The organism is Streptomyces sp. ISL-66 (assembly GCF_018614135.1).
GTDB lineage: Bacteria > Actinomycetota > Actinomycetes > Streptomycetales > Streptomycetaceae > Streptomyces.
In genome coordinates, this window is record NZ_JAGGOW010000025.1 from 1 (window position 1) to 18,602 (window position 18,602).

General features: G+C 67.7%; 19 protein-coding genes and 5 pseudogenes. 12 read left to right on the forward strand and 12 right to left on the reverse strand.

Translation table 11 applies throughout. From position 1 onward, the window contains the following. From J7E97_RS04890 to J7E97_RS04905, 3 genes and pseudogenes are all read right to left on the reverse strand, one after another. On the reverse strand, positions 1-180 hold a 180-nt coding region (locus J7E97_RS04890; RefSeq protein WP_215022701.1), incomplete at its 3' end, for a hypothetical protein. Between the two features lie 426 nt (positions 181-606). Continuing rightward, a pseudogene (locus J7E97_RS04895) lies at positions 607-831 on the reverse strand (transposase); the annotation flags it as partial. Between the two features lie 90 nt (positions 832-921). After that, positions 922-1,503 (reverse strand): hypothetical protein, encoded by a 582-nt coding sequence (locus J7E97_RS04905; protein WP_215022703.1) that lies wholly within the window; start codon positions 1,501-1,503, stop codon positions 922-924. A gap of 30 nt (positions 1,504-1,533) precedes the next feature. Here J7E97_RS04905 and J7E97_RS04910 point away from each other — a divergent pair, with 30 nt between their 5' ends. Then, positions 1,534-1,755 carry a hypothetical protein gene (locus J7E97_RS04910; RefSeq protein WP_215022705.1) on the forward strand — a complete coding sequence of 74 codons (222 nt, stop codon included), beginning with the start codon at positions 1,534-1,536 and terminating at the stop codon, positions 1,753-1,755. Positions 1,756-1,818: 63 nt separating this feature from the next. On the opposite strand, the gene J7E97_RS04915 is transcribed toward J7E97_RS04910, so the two are convergent. Further along, positions 1,819-2,364, reverse strand: a complete 546-nt coding sequence (locus tag J7E97_RS04915; protein WP_215022707.1) for a hypothetical protein — start codon at positions 2,362-2,364, stop codon at positions 1,819-1,821. A 527-nt stretch (positions 2,365-2,891) separates the two neighbouring features. On the opposite strand from J7E97_RS04915, the gene J7E97_RS36555 reads away from it, so the two are divergent. Continuing rightward, positions 2,892-3,023, forward strand: coding sequence for a hypothetical protein (locus J7E97_RS36555; protein ID WP_285427847.1), 132 nt, complete (start codon positions 2,892-2,894; stop codon positions 3,021-3,023). Between the two features lie 231 nt (positions 3,024-3,254). Here J7E97_RS36555 and J7E97_RS35545 read toward each other — a convergent pair. The 4 genes and pseudogenes from J7E97_RS35545 to J7E97_RS04930 form a co-directional block, all read right to left on the reverse strand. Beyond that, a pseudogene (locus J7E97_RS35545) lies at positions 3,255-3,401 on the reverse strand (Txe/YoeB family addiction module toxin); the annotation flags it as partial. 297 nt (positions 3,402-3,698) lie between these two features. Further along, entirely contained in the window at positions 3,699-4,250 is a 552-nt protein-coding gene (locus J7E97_RS04925) for an ISAs1 family transposase (RefSeq protein WP_308346385.1), read from the reverse strand. 329 nt (positions 4,251-4,579) lie between these two features. Further along, positions 4,580-4,762: pseudogene (locus J7E97_RS35550) on the reverse strand (transposase family protein); the annotation flags it as partial. 481 nt (positions 4,763-5,243) lie between these two features. Next, the gene (locus J7E97_RS04930) at positions 5,244-5,636 is read right to left on the reverse strand and encodes an ATP-binding protein (protein WP_215022708.1); all 393 of its coding nucleotides are present in this window, start codon (positions 5,634-5,636) and stop codon (positions 5,244-5,246) included. 1,959 nt (positions 5,637-7,595) lie between these two features. Here J7E97_RS04930 and J7E97_RS04935 point away from each other — a divergent pair. From J7E97_RS04935 to J7E97_RS04950, 5 genes and pseudogenes are all read left to right on the forward strand, one after another. Beyond that, on the forward strand, positions 7,596-7,934 hold the full coding sequence (locus J7E97_RS04935) for a MerR family transcriptional regulator (protein WP_215022710.1): 339 nt from the start codon (positions 7,596-7,598) through the stop codon (positions 7,932-7,934). Between the two features lie 70 nt (positions 7,935-8,004). Next, a pseudogene (locus tag J7E97_RS04940) lies at positions 8,005-8,104 on the forward strand (cold-shock protein); the annotation flags it as partial. A 226-nt stretch (positions 8,105-8,330) separates the two neighbouring features. Further along, positions 8,331-8,453: a hypothetical protein gene (locus J7E97_RS36560; RefSeq protein WP_285427849.1), complete on the forward strand. Its 123-nt coding sequence runs from the start codon at positions 8,331-8,333 to the stop codon at positions 8,451-8,453. Between the two features lie 112 nt (positions 8,454-8,565). Further along, complete coding sequence (locus J7E97_RS04945; RefSeq protein WP_215022712.1) at positions 8,566-8,922, forward strand: PRC-barrel domain-containing protein; 357 nt, start codon at positions 8,566-8,568, stop codon at positions 8,920-8,922. A 27-nt stretch (positions 8,923-8,949) separates the two neighbouring features. Beyond that, the gene (locus J7E97_RS04950; protein WP_215022714.1) at positions 8,950-9,123 is read left to right on the forward strand and encodes a hypothetical protein; all 174 of its coding nucleotides are present in this window, start codon (positions 8,950-8,952) and stop codon (positions 9,121-9,123) included. 863 nt (positions 9,124-9,986) lie between these two features. Here the strand turns inward: J7E97_RS04950 and J7E97_RS04955 are convergent. Both J7E97_RS04955 and J7E97_RS04960 read right to left on the reverse strand, forming a co-directional pair. Continuing rightward, entirely contained in the window at positions 9,987-10,553 is a 567-nt protein-coding gene (locus tag J7E97_RS04955) for a VanZ family protein (RefSeq protein WP_374224112.1), read from the reverse strand. A 399-nt stretch (positions 10,554-10,952) separates the two neighbouring features. Further along, entirely contained in the window at positions 10,953-11,828 is an 876-nt protein-coding gene (locus J7E97_RS04960) for a YihY/virulence factor BrkB family protein (RefSeq protein ID WP_251053848.1), read from the reverse strand. A gap of 512 nt (positions 11,829-12,340) precedes the next feature. Here J7E97_RS04960 and J7E97_RS04965 point away from each other — a divergent pair. From J7E97_RS04965 to J7E97_RS04980, 4 genes are all read left to right on the forward strand, one after another. After that, entirely contained in the window at positions 12,341-13,609 is a 1,269-nt protein-coding gene (locus tag J7E97_RS04965) for a PP2C family protein-serine/threonine phosphatase (RefSeq protein ID WP_374224113.1), read from the forward strand. After that, a complete protein-coding gene (locus tag J7E97_RS04970) occupies positions 13,606-15,252 on the forward strand; it encodes a CHASE3 domain-containing protein (protein ID WP_215022719.1) in 1,647 nt (548 codons plus the stop codon). The genes J7E97_RS04965 and J7E97_RS04970 overlap by 4 nt, the downstream gene beginning before the upstream one ends. Continuing rightward, positions 15,249-15,692 (forward strand): response regulator, encoded by a 444-nt coding sequence (locus tag J7E97_RS04975; protein ID WP_215022721.1) that lies wholly within the window; start codon positions 15,249-15,251, stop codon positions 15,690-15,692. Before J7E97_RS04970 ends, J7E97_RS04975 begins: the two co-directional genes overlap by 4 nt. Positions 15,693-15,835: 143 nt before the next feature. Next, a complete protein-coding gene (locus J7E97_RS04980) occupies positions 15,836-16,279 on the forward strand; it encodes a MarR family winged helix-turn-helix transcriptional regulator (protein ID WP_215022723.1) in 444 nt (147 codons plus the stop codon). A 182-nt stretch (positions 16,280-16,461) separates the two neighbouring features. Here the strand turns inward: J7E97_RS04980 and J7E97_RS04985 are convergent, their stop codons facing one another. After that, positions 16,462-16,848, reverse strand: coding sequence for a MarR family winged helix-turn-helix transcriptional regulator (locus J7E97_RS04985; protein ID WP_308346389.1), 387 nt, complete (start codon positions 16,846-16,848; stop codon positions 16,462-16,464). A 251-nt stretch (positions 16,849-17,099) separates the two neighbouring features. On the opposite strand from J7E97_RS04985, the gene J7E97_RS04990 reads away from it, so the two are divergent. Continuing rightward, positions 17,100-18,266: a PP2C family protein-serine/threonine phosphatase gene (locus J7E97_RS04990; protein ID WP_215022726.1), complete on the forward strand. Its 1,167-nt coding sequence runs from the start codon at positions 17,100-17,102 to the stop codon at positions 18,264-18,266. 150 nt (positions 18,267-18,416) lie between these two features. On the opposite strand, the pseudogene J7E97_RS04995 reads toward J7E97_RS04990, so the two are convergent. Beyond that, a pseudogene (locus J7E97_RS04995) lies at positions 18,417-18,602 on the reverse strand (IS630 family transposase); the annotation flags it as partial.

Consider the following 18,602-nt stretch of genomic DNA (forward strand, 5'->3'; position numbering starts at 1 on the left):
CCGGGAAGCTCGGGGCACCTCAATCTTCGGGGCGATCTTCCAGCGGCTCAGCCAGACGAGCAAGATTCCGGCGGGCGGCACGATCACCAGGAGCGGGATGATCAGCCCCGGGTGCTGCCACCAGCGCCGCCGACCCGGTGCGGGCGCGGATGGGTAGGGGTACGGGGGCGGGTAGGTCACAAGCTGCCCTTCTGGTCATCCAGGCATGAGCGCACCGATTGCACAAACGTCGACTACGCATACGGGTGAGTACAGATCTGAGACGACGATGCCCCCGCACCAGCGCGATTCAGCCGGAGCGGGGGCATCGGAAGGTATCCCGTACGGCCACAACGCGGAGCCCTTTTGGCAGAGTTGTGCCGATGTATCAGCTCTCGACGGCAGGAGACGAGCCGGGACGTGGCCCGCGTACAGCTCAGCGCGTCGGCGTGGGTGATTGCTCGCAGGAATTGCGGGCGACGGGGATAGGAAGGCCGAGACAGACCCCGTCACCTTTCGTGAAGGATGACTGGGTCTCGGCCATGCGCTCAAAACTCTGCTGTGTCCTTAAAAGGTGTGGCAGAAGGTCCGGCTCGGGCAGGCCTGAGTGGTGTTTGACCTGCTGTTTCACCCGGCCAGGGCGAGGTTGTGCATGGTGGCGACCGCCTGGACGGCGTGGTGGGGGCCGTCTCCTTTCTGGCGGCAGTGGCGAAGGATCTTCCAGTTCTTCATGCGGGCAAAGGTGTGCTCGACGCGGGCCCTGACGCGTCGGTGTTCGGCGTTGTCCTCTTCCTGGCCGCGCAGGGGAGGTAGAGCAGCTGGTAGTGCTCGATGACCCGGCCCAGGCCGGTGACGCCGGGTTCGTCGTCGAATATCGGGTCGTACATGCGGGTCCCCTCCCAAGATCACGCCGAGTCGAGGAGGAGGGTAGGTGATGCAGCGTCAGTGTGGAACGCCTGTCCAGGCGCCGGACACGAAATAGCCCCCTGGTCCGGCAGGCCGGTTCGACCCCATGAGGGCTTGGTGTTCCCGCCTGATAGGGAGGAGAGCAAGGTCGAGCGTAGCGGTCATAGCCCGCGATCCGAGCCCTGATCGGGGAATGGGCTGCCTGCTGAATTTCCCCAGCCAATTCCCTTGCCGGCCGCCGATGCCCCCGTACGGGCGACCCGGGCGAGGTTGTCGCCTTGCCGAGGCCCAGTCCAGCGCACGCTTGCCCGGCCCGGTGTGCAGGATCTCCAGCTCAGGTCCGTGGCCGGCGGACTGCGTCCAGGAGAAACGCGCGATCTCCACGCCGTGGGGGTTGAGGCACTCGAATTCGGTGCGCTTGGAGTGCAGGTCGGTGATGCGTCCGGTGATGAGCTGGGTGTCCGTGAGGCCGGGCGAGCGGAGATCCGCGTCCCCGTACGCGCAGTCCTGGGCGGTGCCGCGGGGGCTGTTGAGGGTGTCGGTCCGGGCGAGGTGGATGCCGGGCTCGTCCAGCTCGGGCAGGGTGACGGTGACGTGGCCGAAGGTGCGGGTCGTCATGGCCGTGTGCCCTGCACAGAGGCTGCCGATGTGACCAGGCTGAGGCGCGTCGAGGCGGTGGCCGGCGATGTCGTGGCACGTTCCCGGACCGAGTTCCCCGACGATCAGGTGGAGGCGGACGAAGGGATCAACTGGGAGGAGCCCCCGGAGGTGCTGGCCAAGCGGGAGGGCTTCCACCGGATGCGGCATGCCTTCGGCGACGAGCTGCGTGCGTTCTCGAAGCTGGTGGTTACGGAGATGTGGGGCGTCTGACTCCCGGTTAGCCGGACATGACGAAGGCCCCCGCCGCGATGGGCAGAGGCCTTTCTACGCCGGTCAGACCCCCGACGCGTTACCGCACTCCTTGGCCAGGACGACGTCGTACATGGCTCCGGGATCGGCGGTGATGTTGCTGGACTTGTACGCCTTCTCGATGATCTCCAGGAGCTTTGCCCGGCCGAACATGGCGTAGCCGTCACACACGGTCTTGCGTGCCGCCGTGTCCATCCCCAGCCATCCCACGCGTGCCATCGCTTCGTCGTAGGCGGTGTAGGTGTGGATGGGGGAGGGCGTCGGTGTCGGAGTGGGCTGGGGGCGCAGGTCGCCGAGGTGGGCAGGACAGGTTTCCTTGGCTTCGATCACGAAGACGTAGATGTTCTGCGCGGCGCTGAGGGGGGCGCCTGCGTTGGGCTGCTGGAAGCAAATGACGTTGCCGGACATGGGGGTGGTTCCGCCGAATGCGCTGCGCTGGTTGACGTACTGGCGAGTGGAGAGGTCGGCCGGTATGTCGGTGAATATCTTTCCGACGAGGTTGGGCATGGGCACGGTGGCCGAGGTGGGGGCTGCGGTATTCGTCGACCTGCCGGTCACGGCGACGGTCACCAGAGCGGTCCCCCCGATGACCAGGGCCGCGGCGGCGCATCCCGTGATGACCTTGGCCGAGGTGGGCCACCTTTTGGGAGGCTGCGGGGGTGTCGGCCACGTCGGGGCGGTAGACAATCCGGACTGCGGGTACCCGTACGCAGGCTGCGGCGGTATGTGGTCCGGGCTGGGCGGCGTGGACATGTTGGGGACCTCTGGGGAAGCGGTGTGGGGCGGGGCGGGATCAGTAATGGCGGCTGGTCCGCTTCGCCCGGGGCTGCCCGTACGGCTGCTGCGGCTGCTGGGATCCGGGAATGTGGCTCATCGGGGTCCTCGTTCGGGTGGGGCGCGCAGGCGGTCTTCGTCGGCGGAAGGATCTTTCGCGATGCGGCGCTCGCGAAGGTTAGACCTTGACCGTCGATCAATCCAGAGGGGTCCAGAACGTCAAACAGCCGCAGTGGACCGGCGAGTTCAGGTGACATCCAGCAAGCTGGCGGCGGCCCGAATTTCGCTGGTGGCCCGAACGTCGGCGGTCCTACGCTCGCGGGATGACACATGGGACTCCGCGCTACGGCGAGCGCATCATCGGCTCGGGGACCATCTTCTGCGAGTTACTGGAAGACGATGTCGACGGCGGGCTTCCTGTCCTGCGCGCGGAAGACAAGGCCGCGGCTCGTTAAAACGAGCTTCGCGGTCTGGTCATGGGCCAGTGCGCCGTGACCGAGGATGTGCTCCGTGGCATCCTCAAGAAGTTCGCGCCGGCCGCGTTCCAGAAGCCACGTTCTCTGCCCTGCTCATCCGGGACGTGCTGCACAAGTGACCGCCGGCTGGCCGCCCGAAAACGCAGAAGCCCCCACCGGCCGGCGAGGGCTTCGTGTCGTGCTCATGTCCGATGCGGCTGCACCATGCAGTCAGGCCGTGTAGTGATAGCGGCACTGGTGGACGATCAGGGCATCCGTCGTGGGCCCGTAGACCAGACGGTTCTTCTCGTCGATCCGGTGCGACCACAGCCCGGCCAGGTCATGCCTCAACGGCTCCGGCTTGCCGATTCCCTCGAAGACGGCCGCGCGGGCGGCCGTCGCAGGCTCCAGCTGCCTCCTCTCCACGGTGTTTGAGGGGGCATCACCGCAGGTGCGAATTTTACCGATTTCGCCAGTTTCCTAGATGTCGCGGAAAAGACTCGGCAGCTCTGCCACCTGCACAGATCGACAACAGGGGGCCTCTGAGCAGGGAAGATGATGTTTCCCTTCTTTCGCTGTCGTGCGGCTTGATGCGGCCGAAAGTCCCAGGAAAGTCCCAGGGGAGTCCCACGCCAGGGGCGTTTCAAAGTCGCGGTGATCATGTAGACGGCCTGGTCAGGGGATGTTCAGCAGGTCCAGCGGCCGGTTGAAGGGGTCGTAGGAGACGTGGCGGAGGCCGGCGCCGATGTTGCGGTGTGCGTGCTGCCGGAGCGTATTGATCGCCAGATTGCGCAAGGTGGCCATGTTCTCGGGCCCGTGGCCGGTTCGGATCTTCGAGGCGTCCTCGCCGAAGGTGGTGTCGCGGATGAAGTAGAGCCGGTTCTCGATGGTCCACTGTGACCCGACGAGCTGACCGAGCCGCTGGGGCGCAGCTTGTCGCGAGGTCAGGTCCGTGATCGCGTAGATGTTCTGGCGGCTGTACCTGCCGCTCTTGAGATCAGTGCGATGACGCAGGACGCGCACGGCCTGGACGGCGTGAGGGAAGTCCAAGCCGAGGCCAGTGACGGTGAGGGTCCTGGTCCCACGGGTCTCCTTGCGGCCGTGGCCCACCTCGCGGTCGTAGTGCCGTGCGGTGACCTCCTTCCACGGCAGTGACCGGAGCCTGCGGTGCAGCCCGGGCTGGTTGGCCTTGACCACCAGCAGGTAGTGCGCCTTCTTCTCCTCCACCAGGAAACGTACTGGCCGCGCTGCGTGTGCAGGGCGTCGGCCGTGACGGTGACCCCGGTCAGGTCGTATGGCTCCAACAGTGCGGGGAAGCACGTGTTTTCGTTGGTCTTGTGAGGAACCCGCAGCTGGGTGACGGTCCGGCCGTCGCCAGTCATCGCGGCCAGGAGGTGAGCTGCGGGTGTCTGACCGTGCCGGGAGCTGCGGGCGGCCTTGCCGTCCACGGCCAGCGACTGAGCGCCGCCGGGATCGGCGCCAGTCAGGTCGGCAAGGCCGTCGGCGCAGACCAGACCGATGATCCTTCGGATCGTGGCTGCACTCGGCGCGACACGCACCCCCAGCGCGCCCACCACGCGGGCGTCCAACCGGGCCAGAGCGTGCTGCGGAGCACTGGCGGACCACTGACCGATCGCCGCGTACGACCGAGCGCCGGCGACCACCGCCGAGGCGGCAACCAGCAGCACCGCCACGAATGGGTGACGCACCCCGCGCCGCCGACGCGGATCGGGCAGCATCCACAGCCGTTCCACCAGCGAGAGCCCCGCCACACGGTCCAGAGCAGGCGAGGTCACCCCGTTCAACCGGAGCTTCGTTGCGTGCGTGCGTGCGTGACGGGCCCGGCCGGGCGGCTCTGGCCTGCCGACTCACGTGATCACCAGGGCTTTGAAACGGCCTTGCCATCAGCCGAAGCCCGCCGGCAGCAGTCTTCTCCGCGGCGAGCGCCGCGAGTTCCTCCAGCAGCTCGACCGACAGACCCATTCTCGGACACCGACATCGCCTTCACACCAGAACCCTCAGCAGTCCCATCCGCCCTGGCAAGCGACACACCGCTGGCGATCCCGTCGTGTTACCCGCCGTCGTACCCATCAGATGACTCCTTCGAGGAAGGAACCCACCTAATTCATGACATTCCGGCCCAGCGCGCCGACGGTGGATCACGTGTTGCGCTGGTCGTGGATGTTCGAGCGAACCCGTCCCAGACGTAGTGTCTGGGTGTTAATGGGGGAGGAGGGCGCGGACGGTTTTGCCGCCTTCGGGCGTGGGCGTGACGATGGTGGCGATAGAGAGGTCGTTGACCATGTGCCAGCCGAACCCTCCGGTGCCGTCGACGAGGTCGGGGGTGCGCATGTGGGGCAGCTGGGGGCTGGGGTCTTCGACGGCTACTTCGATGGTGCCGGGGTGCGCGGTCAGGCGCAGTGTGTAGGTACCGCCGCCGTGGCGCAGGGCGTTGGTGACGAGTTCGGAGACGACCAGGATCACGGTGTCGGCGGCCTCTGCCGCGATGGGCGGCTGCCGGGGAGTCCTGAGGAAGGCCCGGGCGCTCTCGCGTGCGCCGGCGACGGATGTCGCGCAGTGGGCGGTGGTGGCGTCGACGCTCATCATGTCCATCGGGGGCACCCTGGTCTATGGATGGTCAATGCCGTTGTGTCTGCCCCGTCCTTGTGCCCTGCCTGCGGCCCGTCAACCGCTTCCACGCGGTCCGGCTGATCAGGGGGATCCGGTGAGCGGGGCGGAGGGTTACCGACTCGCGGCGCTTTCCGCCTCCCCCGCTCCGCCTCCGCAGTGTGGTCCCGTCACGTGCCGTGCCGATGGTGGTTCGCTTTCCGGAGGGCACTCTTGTGTGTTTCCACAGCTTCGGGGGGTTGGCCTGCGCGGGCGCGAGATCGGTCGCCAGCAGCCGGTTGAGGGGGCTGGGGTTGCTGCTTTCGGCGCATTCGAGGAGGTGCAGGAGGGCGGTAAGTTCGTCTTGGCGGAGGGTCAGGTGGGTGAGGGGTTCGGAGGTGCTGGGGGCCAGGGCCTGCCGCACGCGGTTGTCGTAGGCACGTCTGTGCAGGTCGGCGAAGCGGAGCTGGGGGTCCTCGAACAGGCAGGGATGGCCGGGGAAGTAGGGGCCAGGATGTCCAGCAGCAGGGGAATGTCCTGGGGGTAGTGCGGCTGTTCTCTGCTTCCGGCCGTGTCGGGGTCGAGACGGAAAGCGTCGATGAAGGCCGTGACGATCCGGGACGCGGGAAGCGGACCGGCTCCGGGCCACCGGGTACCGGACAGGTACCTGTCCGGTCCGTCGGCGGTGTAGAGACACCAGCCGGAGGTTCCGGCCCAGTGGAGCCCGCAGTCGCCTCCGCCGTACTGGTCCTGGAATGCCTGCGTGAAGGAGATGCCGGCCTCGACGTCGAGGTCCTGGCCGTTTGTGTCGCGCCAGGGACCGCAACTGTGAATGGCGGTCACCGGCAGACCCGCTTTCAGGAGGTGCTCGGCGACGGCAGCGGCGTAGTGGCCCGCCCGCCTCGAGAGCTCAGCTGACATCTGGGGACTGGTTCGCAAGTCACGGAACTCTCTCTCCACTGTCGGGTCGGACGGTGATGTCGGCGTAGATCCTGCCCGGTGGGACGGGGAGCCTGCGCCGTGGGGGGCGTGATAGTCCGTCCCGGCTTCCAACTCCCGGGGTCCGGCGGCCGGCGACGCTGCTCGGACGCTCGAACGGCATCGCTGCTGGTGGCCATCCCGACCGCGCCGTGCCGCGTCTCGGTGGCGCCCCAGGTCACGGCGGTGCTGGCCGAAGCTGAATATCTCGCTACCGGACACCCGGAAAGCTATCTCGGCTGGAGTAAACATTGGGCGATGGGGTGGTTATGGTTTCTCTCGTAGCCCAGAGAGACCGCAGGGCCTGGCAGAGACGAACTGCCGGGCAGTAGCACTCGCAGTACAAGCAGTACCCGCAGTTGCAGTACGTAGAACGGTGCGGTGGTGGAGTTACGAAGCCAGGGCTGTCGTAGGACGGTGACGGGGCTGACGGCCGGACCGGGTGGCCCGCAGTGATCAGGGGCCGCCGCAAGCAGTTCCGCGGTTGACGCAGTGGCATTACCCGTAAGTGCAGTTAGCGGTACCCAGTAGTGAAGTGAGTGGAGCAGTACCTCGGTGAAGGCGTCGGCTGCGGGCGCGTGCACCGGGAGGTTCGGCAGTGGGGTTCTAAGCCAGAGCAGATGCAGGATGGGCGACGGGGCTGGCTGCCGAAGAGTGGCGCTGAGCAAGGCCACTGAGTAGTGCGCATTACCAGTAGTACGCATTACCCGCTTGGTAAGCAGTTGATCGCCGAGGGAAGAACGGAGGGACCAGGCGCCATCAGGATCGCCCGGGCAGCGTGTTGAGTCCGGGTACCGCAGGACATCTTTAGTGAGGTGGTCTCCGGTCACGCATCCGCGATCCCCGCACCCCCGACAGCATTTCGGTCGGGTCGGCGGAAACAGAAGGTCGGCGCAGTACCAGGGTCGGCAGATGGTGTAGTAGTTCCTTCGGGGCCCTGGTGCCATAGGCGCCAGGGCCCCTCCATGTGTTCCACAGAGAGGTGCGATGACAGCAGACGACTCGTTCGGGCGTCTCGATGACGACGACTATCCCGCCTACACGATGGGCCGGGCCGTCGAGATGCTCGGCACCACCCAGGGCTTCCTGCGCGCCATCGGCGAGGCGTGCCTGATCACCCCGCTGCGCTCGGCGGGCGGGCACCGCCGCTACTCCCGCTACCAGCTGCGCATCGCGGCCCGCGCGCGGGAGCTCGTCGACCAGGGCACCCCCATCGAGGCGGCCTGCCGGATCGTCATCCTCGAGGACCAGCTCGAAGAAGCGCAGCGCATCAACGCCGAATACCGCCGCGCCGCCGAATCAGTGCACCCTACAGCCGCGGCTTGAGCTGGGGCCTGCCGCTTCTCGGTGGCCTGCGCGCTTGCGTGTGCCGGCGCGACGCGGACTCGTTTCCTGCTCCTCGGGCTTCCGTGAGCTCCAGGAGGGCCAAGTCGTGACGTTCGAATGTCACCCAGGGGCAGAAGGGCCCCCAGGCGGAGAACGTCAACCCGGCCTGACCTCCCCGCCCCGCCGAGACCGAGGGGACCGCGATCGGGGCGTGCGGCTGCCCGCACCCACCGCAACAGCGGACGCCGGACTCGTCACGTGACCCCGACGGGGATCTGAGGTGTACCGAATCAGGGCTGCTCAGCGGTTGCTGCGCAACCCTGATCTGCATCGAGACTGGAGTCGGGCGATGCACTCCGCGATGGGCTGAGCAGCAGCCACACCGGCGCACAACGCGTGTGCGGGCCGGCCATCCGCCGGCACGCCTGCGACATCGCTCTGCCGGGCAACGACTTCTGGCGCCTGGACGGCCGCATCGTGCAGTTCCAGCACAACGCGGCCGCGGTGGGCTCGTCGTGACCGGCCGGGATGGCGCGGCCAGAAGTGTCCAGGCTGGTGAGGGCGGGTTTTACGGGGCAGGCTGAGGAAGTGCACCGGCTCGGGCACACGGCTGCGGGAAGGGATTCCGGGGATGATTCAGATCGCTGATATCCGTGAGTGGCGAACCCACGACGTCATGGACTCAGGCGGCCACAAGATCGGTACATTGGAAGCGATCTATGTGGACACCAGCACTGACGAGCCGGCTATGGCCACCGTCCAGGTCGGGCTTCCGACCCGCCGACGTCTAGTGTTCGTCCCGCTGGCCGGCGCGATCGTAGGGCCGGGGTACGTCAAGGTCGACTACGACAGGTCGCTGGTGAAGAAGTGCCCCGCGATCGGCACGGACGATGTCCTGCCTGCCGAGGACGAGGCGGCGGTGTTCGAGCACTACGGTCTGTCCTACAAGCCCGGCGCGAACGGTGAGCGGCAGCTTGCCCGCCGCTGACCGGCCTCACAAGGAGATGCCTGCGTTATGACGCTTTTCCTGATCCTCGTCATCGTGGCGATGGGCCTGGGCATCATCGGCGCCGTTGTCGAAGGGCTGTTCTACCTGCTGGTCATCGGCATCGTGGTGTTCGTCGCTGCCCTGGTGTACCTGGGCATGCACGTGCAGCGCTCCGGCCGCCACCGCCGTCGGCTGCGCTGAGACCCGTTGTCTGACCGGTGCCGACCCGTTTGTGAGGGCGCGGCGGGGTGGTGGCCGGTGCCCGCGGGCGGCGGCGGTCGGTGCTCACCGGCCCGATCCTCGCCGGTTCCTCACCGGCATCATCGCCGTCCCGGCCTCAGCGGCGGGGCCTCCAGGGTGCGCACGTGTCGTGCGCGGCGAGGGAGCCCCGGTCGGTGGACCCGGCGGGGCCGGCTCGGGCCGCGTTGTGGTGAGGAGTCTTTCGTGCGTGCGCACGAGGGCGGCTACGCGGCTGGCCCGGGTTCGCAGGGCCGCGGATGCGTGGATGGTGAGGTTCGCACGGGCGGCCGGGTGCGGAACTGGTGTGGGGAGCGAACCGGTTCGGTGGCAGGGTCGCGAAGGACTCCTTCTACGTGAGTAGTCGGGGCCGGAGCCGGGCTCCTGCCGATCCCTTGTCCTCCAGGTCAGAGCCCATTCTCAAGGCTCCGCCCGGGGGCCCTCCGACGGGACTGGGAGCGCGACCCAAGGCGCGGCCCCGGCCGGAGGGGCGCGGGTGACCCGGAACCGGCGGGGGTGTCCTGTCGTTGGGTGGGCTGGGAATGCACACCGCCCCGGGGGCCCATTCCCCCCAGCTCCCGGGGCGCTCCCGGGTCCTGACATCTGACAGCTCCGTCCCCTGCTGGGCTTGCCCCCCGGGGACTGGTTTCACCGCGAGCGGCGGTGTCGACGTCGGGTGTCAGGACCATCCCGCGAACCCGGTGCCCAGACCGGTGGACCAGCACCTGGGACCGGTTCGCCCCGCAGGCGAGCCCCGTCATGCTCGCCGACCTTGTCAACACCGCGCGATATCTCACCGGCCGGAGGGGCGGCTGGAAAGGGATCAGTTATGCCGGATCCGTAGCAGTCTCCGGGCGTTTGGTGAATCGGTGCCACCAGTGGCGGCGCCTGGGATGTACTGCACGGCCCAGCCGGAGGCCGATCAGCAGGTAACCCAGAAGAGCCCCTGTGGTGTTGAGCAGAACGTCATCGATGTCGAAGGTACGCCCGATGATAAGGGCGCCTTGGACGAGTTCCACGAGGAGCATCACGAGAGCGGTGACCACTCCTACCCGGACCAGCCCTCGGGCTCGGGGCACCAGCACCGGCAGCAGCACACCGAACGGCACACCCATCACGATATTGCCTCCGAGCTGCTTGACCGTGTCAAAGGAGGCGGGCTGAACGAGATAGGCACGAATGGAGTCACCAGGGCGCAGGTTACTGTGCGTCAAGGGCACGGATGCCGCCGACGGTTCCAGCGTCAGCCGGGCCAGCACCACCGCGAATCCCACCATCGCCGCGAAGGCCAACAGCATGGCCAGTACCCGGCCGAGCACAGACAGGGGAGGCTCTCCGGGAACCCGGTCCCCTGGTTCCGCCGCGGTCTTATTACGCAGCACCATCCGCACCATTAACAGGCTCCTAGCCACATTGGTTTGCTTGGACGTTCCGATACCCGCGAGACGTGACGCGGCAGGCGCGCTACGCGGGGTCCGATCCGGTCCGAGGATATCGGCGTGCCCGGGGGAAGTTGGACGAGCATGCGGCGCAGCAGCGCGTCGTCAGGCTCCTCAGCGACCGGGCGGGCACTGGCCGCCGACGGACCGGTTGAGTCTGTCATGCCCTGAGCCTTATCCAACTTCACGAGCGCTGAGCGGGCCTCCTGTGCCATGCGGCGTGAGGCGACGGGCAGCGGTTGTCAGGGGCACAGGCCACGCTGCCTGGCGCACTGCGCGTCGCTTTGCCTGTGGGGGTACCCATGGGCGGGGGGAATCGGGTGGCTGGCCGACCGGGACGAGGGGCTGGGCAGCTTATGACCTGTCGGTCGCCAAGCGGAGTTTGGCCAGTTCGGCGTTGAACTGGGCGCCGGTGAGGAGGGCCAGGTTGGACAGCCACAGCCACACCAGGAAGACGATGATCCCGGCGAGCGATCCGTACAGCCGGTTGTAGGTGCCGACGTGCGAGACGTAGAGGGCGAAGCCGGCGGAGGCGGCGAGCCACAGGGCCACGGCAAGAGCGTCTCCCAGAAGCCGCTGCCGCACCCCGCGTGTCCCGGCCGGGCCCGAGCTGAACAGAACCAGCACCAAGACGGCGACCAGGCACAGCAGGAGCGGCCATTTCAGCGCGTTCCAGGCAATGCCGGCCGTGCTGCCCATGCCCACGAGCCGGCCGACGGTGGGGGCCGCTTCGCCCGTCAGGATGAGCACCAGGGCACTGGAAACCAGAAGCATCAGCAGTACCGAAGTGGTTACCACCAGCCGTGGTGCCGTCCTCCACGCCGGGCGCAGGTCCTCGATGCCGTGCATGAGGTGCAGGGCTCGGCGGAAGACCCCCAGATAGCTGGAGGCGGACCACAGGGCGCCTATCGTGCCGAAGACAGCCAGCGTCCAAGCAGCTGTGTGCTGCTCCGCCATGCCCTGCAACGCGCTCTGCATGACGGGGCGGGACTCGGTCGGCACGACAGCGATCACTTTACTGATCAGGTTGTCGGTGGTCGAGGCGCCAACGATTCCCAGCAGTGAGACCGTGACGAGGAGCGTCGGGAAGAGCGCGAGCACCGCGTAATAGGTGAGTGCGGCAGCGAAGTCGGTCACGTTGTCGTTCCACACCGAAGCGGGGGTCCGCCGCAGAGCGGTGACGATGTGGCGCCAGCCCGGCAGATCGCGCGCGTACGTCGCGGGCGGCAAAGGCCCTGTGGTCGCCTGGCGTGTCCGCAAGCGGTGTGCAGGAGGCTCTGTATCGGAGCGTGGCAGCGGTGCGCGGTCGCCGCCGCCCGGCTCGAGCGCAGGTGTGGGCGAGCTGCTCATCAGGCGGGCGCCTTCCCCTCGTGCCATGTGCCGTCGTCCTGTTGCTGTTGGAAGGGTTCCCCGGCGAGCCGTTCGCGCGTCATCCCAGGCGGCACGCCCTTCTCATCGATGCGCGATCTGCGTGGAGATAGCGGCGGACCCGCATCAGTTCGTGCCGCAGAACTTATCCGCTGCCATGCCGGACAGCCAACTCCCCAGAGGATGCCGCCGGCCTCCTTGTCCCGGGCCCCGCAGACGGCCGGTGGCGGGACCGGTATCCTCCTGACTGTTGTCATGGCTAAACAGTTCGGCCGGATGCGTGGCGGGGAAGAAGAAGGGGAGGGCAGGAGCCGATGTCTCCAGTACGGCATGGGCATGCCGGTACCCCGCCGAACAAGGGGGCTCTGCCCGCAGTGGACGTACAGCACCGTCGGGCGCCTGTTGGTGATCTGCCGGCGCAGGCGGTTGGCGGGTCGGTGGCGGACGGTGCTGCGTGGGACTGGCAGCAGCCGTCGGTGCTGCTGGTCGAGGACGACCCGGGCGATGCCCTCCTGGTGGAGGAGCTGGTGGCCGACGGGGCGCCGGGGATGCGTCTGACGTGGGTGCGCTCGATCTGCGAGGCGGCGAAGGAGCTGGCGTCAGGGCTGGTGCCGGACTGTGTGCTGCTGGATCTGCATCTGCCGGACGCGCGGGGACTTGAGGGGCTGGCGCGGGTGCAGGGTCTGGCGGATTCGGTCGCTGTGGTGGTACTGACCGGGCTGGCCGAGGAGCAGACCGGGCTGGCGGCGGTGGCTGCGGGCGCTCAGGACTATCTGGTCAAGGGCCGGGTCGAGCCGGACCTGTTCGCCCGAGCGGTGCGGTACGCGATCCAGCGCAAGCAGGCCGAGCAGGCGGCTGTCGCGTTGCAGGCCGGCCAGCTTCGGGCGCAGGAGAACGCCCGACTTGAGCGGGGGCTGCTGCCCAGGCCCCTGTTGCGGGGTGCGGGCGAGGTGGAGGTGGTGGCCCGCTATCAGCCGGGCCGGGCCCAGGCCCTGCTGGGTGGCGACTTCTACGACGTGGTGCAGACCGTGGACGGCGCGGTGCACGTGCTGATCGGTGACGTCTCGGGGCACGGCCCGGACGAGGCTGCCCTGGGGGTGGGTCTGCGGATTGCCTGGCGGACCCTGGTGGTCAGTGGAGCCACCGGCCCCGGTCAGTTGCGGATGCTGGAGGAGATCCTGGTCGCCGAACGCGCCGGCCATTCCATCTTCGCGACGCTGACCAGTCTGGAACTGATGGCGGACCGGCGTCGGATGCGGGTGATGCGGGCCGGGCATCCGGGGATGATGCTGACCACGCCGCCGGGGAGCGTGGAGTGGGTGGAAGCGCCCGGCGGGCCGGCGCTGGGGATCGTTCCCGGACACGCCACCTGGCCGGTGCACGAACTGCCGCTCCCCGCGGGTGGGGGGATCACCCTGTTCACCGACGGGCTGTTCGAGGGCCGTACCGGCCCGACGGAGCGGCTGGGCGAGGAGGGCCTGCTGGAACTGGCTCGTTCGGCCACGGGCCTGGCCGTCCCGGAGGAGTTCGTGGACTTTTTGCTCACCCGGGCCGCGAAGCTGGCCGAGGACCACGGCGGCCTGGTCGACGACGTAGCCGTCATCCACGTTCGATGGAACAACGAAACAGCTGAGGACACATGACCGCCACACCACTGACCACACCCTCAGCGGCCCGAAGCCGGATGACGGTGCAGAGCACATTCCACACGGTCCTCGTCCTCATGGGCGCCCTGGTCATCATCGGCACGGCCGCGGGGGCGTCTCTGCTGAGCCAGACCACGCGGGTATCGGACGAGCTGCTGGACCGGATACAGCCGGCCCGGGCCGAGGCGTACCGGCTACAGGCCGCTTTGGTGAGCCAGGAGAGCGGGGCACGCGGCTACGCGATCGCCGCCGACGGGCAGTTCCTGACCCCCTACACCCAGGGCAAGAAGGATGAGGAAGCCTCCGCCTCCCGGCTGCGGTCCCTGATCGGCGACCGCAAGCAGCTGGCCGACGACCTGAGGGCCATCGAGGACGCGGCGGCAACCTGGCGGCGCACCAACACCGAACCCTTGATCAACGGTGTCACCCCCGGCACACCCAGGGCCGTCGACAAGGCCGCGGCGGAGCGGGGCCAAACGGCCTTCGACCACCTCCGCGACCTGTTCGCGGTGCAGAACACCCACCTGGAGCAGGCCCGTGAAGACGGGCACGCCAACCTCGCGCACGTGCGGGCAGTACGCAACTGGGTCCTGGCCGGCATGGCGGCCGTCTTCCTGCTCACCGCCACCGTGCTCGCTGTCCTGGTGCGCGTTCTGGTCACCCGCCCGCTGAGTACCCTGCGTGCCTCCTCCCGCCGGGTCGCCGACGGGGACTTCGGCCACCGCATCGCCACCGAAGGCCCGGCCGACATCCGGGCAGTGGCCGAGGACGTGGAGGGCATGCGCCGCCGCATCGTGACCGAGCTGGACGCCTCCCGCACCCAGCAGGAGCGCCTGGCGGCGCAGACAGCCGGCCTGAACGCCCAGGCGGTGGAGCTGCACCGCTCCAACGCGGAGCTGGAGCAGTTCGCCTACGTCGCCTCCCACGACCTGCAGGAGCCGCTGCGCAAGATCGCCTCCTTCTGCCAACTGCTGGACAAGCGCTACGGCCAGCACCTCGACGACCGCGGCAAGCAGTACGTCGGCTTCGCCGTCGACGGTGCCAAACGCATGCAGGTCCTCATCAACGACCTGCTCACCTTCTCCCGCGTCGGACGTCTCAACGATGCCCATGTCCCCCTGGCCCTGGACCAGACCCTGGACAAGGCACTGGTCAACCTGACGGCCGCCGTGGAGGAGTCCGGTGCCCGCATCGAACGCCCGGAACAGCTTCCCGAGATCACCGGGGATCCGACCCTGCTGACCATGCTGTGGCAGAACCTCATCGGCAACGCCGTGAAGTTCCGCCTCCCCGACCGGCCACCCGTCATCACGGTCACCTGCGGACCCGACCCGGACAGCGGGCCGGGTGTGTGGCAGCTGTGCGTCGCCGACAACGGCATCGGCATACCAGGGGAGTTCGCCGAGAAAGTCTTCGTCATCTTCCAACGTCTTCACGCACGCGACGCCTATACCGGCACCGGCATCGGACTGGCCCTATGCAAGAAGATCGTCGATTACCACGGCGGCCGGATCTGGATCGACACCGCCCGCAGCAGCGGCACCCGCCTCTGCTTCACCCTGCCCGCGCCCCCCGCCCCCGCGGCCGAAAACGACACGCCGACAGGTACTGGAAAAGTCCTGGAAGGAAACCCCGCATGACCGCCCCCGCCCAGCCCATCGAGGTCCTGCTCGTCGAGGACGACCCTGGCGACGAGCTGATGACCCCCGAGGCGTTCGAGGACAACAAGATCGGCAACACCCTGCACGTCGTCCGGGACGGCGAGGAAGCACTCGACTTCCTCTACCGGCGCGGCCGGCACACCGGCGCGCCTCGGCCCGACCTGATCCTCCTCGATCTGAACCTGCCCAAGTACGACGGCCGCCAGATTCTGGAGAAGATCAAGTCCGACGAGGATCTCGCCCACATCCCCGTCGTGGTCCTGACCACCTCCTCCGCCGAGGAGGACATCCTGCGCAGCTACAAACTCCACGCCAACGCCTACGTCACCAAACCCGTCGACCTGGACCAGTTCATCGCCGCCGTCCGGCAGATCGACGAGTTCTTCGTCACCGTGGTCCGCCTACCCCGCTGGCGCTGACCAAGCGATCTACGAGGGAGAAGGCAGGTCTACGCTGTTTGGGGCCTCGCGCGGCATCATCCTGTACAGGCGCTGAGCTGGGAGCGGGGCCGGGAACACTGAAGGTAGGGCAGGGAGAACGTGCTGTGCGCGGCGGTGGGAAGGTGAGCGGAATCGGGAACAAGCTGGAGGCGCCGGATGCTGATACGGCTCAGGTTTCGGAAGGGCTGGTACGGCTGTGGGAGAACGTTGAACGTCACATGGCGCCTGCCATACCGCCGGCTCAGCTCCGTGTCCTGCAGGTGGTCAACCGTGCTGGTGTTCTGACGACCACGAAGATCGCTGAAGTGACCGGCGCCCTGCCCTCGTCGGTCAGCCGACTCTGCGGCCGGCTTCAGACGGCTGGTTTGCTGCTGAAAGAGGAGAACTGCAGTAACCGGCGGGAAACCCTGATCAGACTGTCTCCCCAGGGACGAGAACTGCTGCGCGCCGTGGAGGGACAGCGTCTGGATGGACTACAGCAGGTCCTGGAGCTACTCGGCTTGCCCGGCCGTGAAGCCTTCTTGGAGGGGCTGACGGCTTTCAACCAGTCACGTGCCTGGGAGTGAGATCGACGGAGGGCGGGTGGACCGTGAACGGTGGCCCGCCGCCGCAGATCGTTAAGATTTGACAATAATCACGCCGAGGCCAGAATGGCATCCGGAAGGCGAGGCGGGATGCTCTTGTCCTCGCGTAGGCAGGTGGCTGTTGCCCCTTGAGCCAGGAGTAAGGGATGTCCGGCGAGAGCGCGTCAGGCCGTGCGCGCGTCACGCCCTGCGGGCGGATCGTCGGCGGCGCCAGTGGCAGCCGCGAGACCGGCCAGCCCCTCAAGCAGCGCGGCGCGGTCATGGGCGGTCAGGGCTGTGATGACCGGAGCGAGAGTGTCACGTCGCTGGTTTCGCAGATTGTGCAGGTAGGTGCGGCCGGGGCCGGTGAGGAGCACCTGGACCTCGCGGCCGTTGTGGGGATTGGGGACTCTTTCGAGGAGGCCGGCTGCCTCGATGCGGTCGCACAGCTGACTGGTCGCCGCAGGGCTGATGGACAGTGCCTGTGCGAGACTCCGTAGATTTACACCGTCCCGGTCTTCCAGGAGGTACATCACGCGCAGCTGTGAGGGTGACAGGGGTGCAATGCTCACTTCTGCGGAGTTCGCCCACCGTTCCTCTATCAGCTCAAGAGCGCGGCGGGCGGCTTCTGCGAGAGGGGTGGGCTGGCGCGTCACCTCCCCACTGTGCCATCCCAAAGCCGCATTGTCTGCCCCGGCCCATCCCGTGGGCCTCTCAGGTCCGGTCCATGGGCGGCTGCGCAGTGCCGTCGGTGCGCGACGCGCTCCTTTTCTTCCAGCAGGCACCGGTCGGCTGGCGATCTCAATAAGGCGGTCCTTCGAAGGTGAAGACTCTTCTTGCCGTGGAACTGGCTTTGCAGGCCGCGGCCCCGCACAAGCTGCTGGACACGGTGCGCGTTCTGCTGGCGGATCACTGCGGAGCGGATTCGGCGGACTTGTTGCTGGCGGACTACGGCATGACGGTGTTGCAGCCGGTGACGATTCCGCCCTACACCGGGGAGCCGATCTCCGCGTTCAGCGGAGTGGCGGGGCGGGTGTTCGGCTCCCAGGAGGCGATCATCCGCGAGGGTGCGGCGGGGCGGGTGGAGGCATTGGTGCCGGTGACCGTGCGCGGGGACCGGCTGGGCGTGCTCTGTGTGGCGCTGCCCGCAGGCGCGTGCGATCTGGAGGAGCTGGAGGTGATCGCGGGCATCCTGGGACGGGAGCTGGTGGTGTCCGAGCGGGACACCGACCTGTACTTGCAGGCGCGCCGAACCCGCCGGCTCACCCTGGCGGCCGAGTTGCAGTGGCAGCTGCTGCCGGCACGCTCGTGTTCTCGGCCCGAGTATGGGCTGGGTGCTCAGCTTGAGCCTGCCTATGCCATCCACGGTGACAATTTCGACTGGTGTGCCGAGGCCGACTACCTGACGCTGACGGTGACCAACGGCATGGGCGAGGGGATCGATGCCGCCCTTTTGACCAATCTGGCGGTCAACGCTCTGCGTAACGCGCGGCGGGGTGGCACCGCGCTGGCGGGGCAGGCATCGTTGGCGGACCAGGCCCTCTACGCCCACTACCGGGGGCGGATGCACGTCTCCACGCTGCTGCTTCGCTTCGAGATCTCCACCGGGCGTGTGGAGGTGGTGGACGCCGGGTCCCCTCAGACCTGGCTGCTGCGCGACGGCGAGGTCTCGCTCGTGCCCTTCGATGCCCAGCTGCCGCTGGGCATGGTCGAGGAGACGCCCTATGCCGTACAGCACATGGACGTTGTCCGCGGGGACCGGCTGCTGTTCGTCAGCGACGGCATCTACGACGCCGCCTCACCGGCGGGCGAGAAGTACGGAGAACGCGCCCTGGCCAGAGCGCTGGCCGACACCAGACTGCTGCCCGCCGCCCTGGTCCCCGCCGCCGTCCTGAGAGCCCTTACGGAGTGGAGAGGGACCCCCACACCGGCCGATGACGCGATGGTGGTGTGCCTGGACTGGCATGGTCCAGCCACTGAACCCGCGTGATCCCGGGAGTGTATGGCGACTGTTACTGAGGATTTCGGGTTGTCGTCGGGTGGTGACGGTTCATGATCCCTGCGGTATGCCGGTGGTATGCGTTATCCGGAGGGTGGGGGCCTGACCGCTAGTGTCCTGAGTCTCGGAAACACTTCATAACTATGGCTTGGGCTCTGGCAGGCGGTTCAGGTAGCCGGCGAGGCGTTCGAAGATCTCGTCGGCGGATTTGGTCCAGGTGAATGGCCTGGGGTTCTCGTTCCAGTGGGCGATCCAGTCGCGGATGTCCTTCTCCAGGGCCTGGACGTTCTTGTGGACGCCGCGCCGTATCTGCTTGTCCGTCAGCAG

Bases quoted from the DNA above. Each gene is read 5' to 3' on its own strand.
- J7E97_RS04905 (WP_215022703.1), bottom strand. From the start codon at position 1,503: ATGACGACCCGCACCTTCGGCCACGTCACCGTCACCCTGCCCGAGCTG.
- J7E97_RS04935 (WP_215022710.1), top strand. From the start codon at position 7,596: ATGACAGCAGACGACTCGTTCGGGCGTCTCGATGACGACGACTATCCC.
- J7E97_RS04975 (WP_215022721.1), top strand. From the start codon at position 15,249: ATGACCGCCCCCGCCCAGCCCATCGAGGTCCTGCTCGTCGAGGACGAC.
- J7E97_RS04945 (WP_215022712.1), top strand. From the start codon at position 8,566: ATGATTCAGATCGCTGATATCCGTGAGTGGCGAACCCACGACGTCATG.
- J7E97_RS04930 (WP_215022708.1), bottom strand. From the start codon at position 5,636: ATGGACATGATGAGCGTCGACGCCACCACCGCCCACTGCGCGACATCC.
- J7E97_RS04970 (WP_215022719.1), top strand. From the start codon at position 13,606: ATGACCGCCACACCACTGACCACACCCTCAGCGGCCCGAAGCCGGATG.
- J7E97_RS04950 (WP_215022714.1), top strand. From the start codon at position 8,950: ATGACGCTTTTCCTGATCCTCGTCATCGTGGCGATGGGCCTGGGCATC.
- J7E97_RS04955 (WP_374224112.1), bottom strand. From the start codon at position 10,553: ATGGTGCGGATGGTGCTGCGTAATAAGACCGCGGCGGAACCAGGGGAC.
- J7E97_RS36555 (WP_285427847.1), top strand. From the start codon at position 2,892: ATGACACATGGGACTCCGCGCTACGGCGAGCGCATCATCGGCTCGGGG.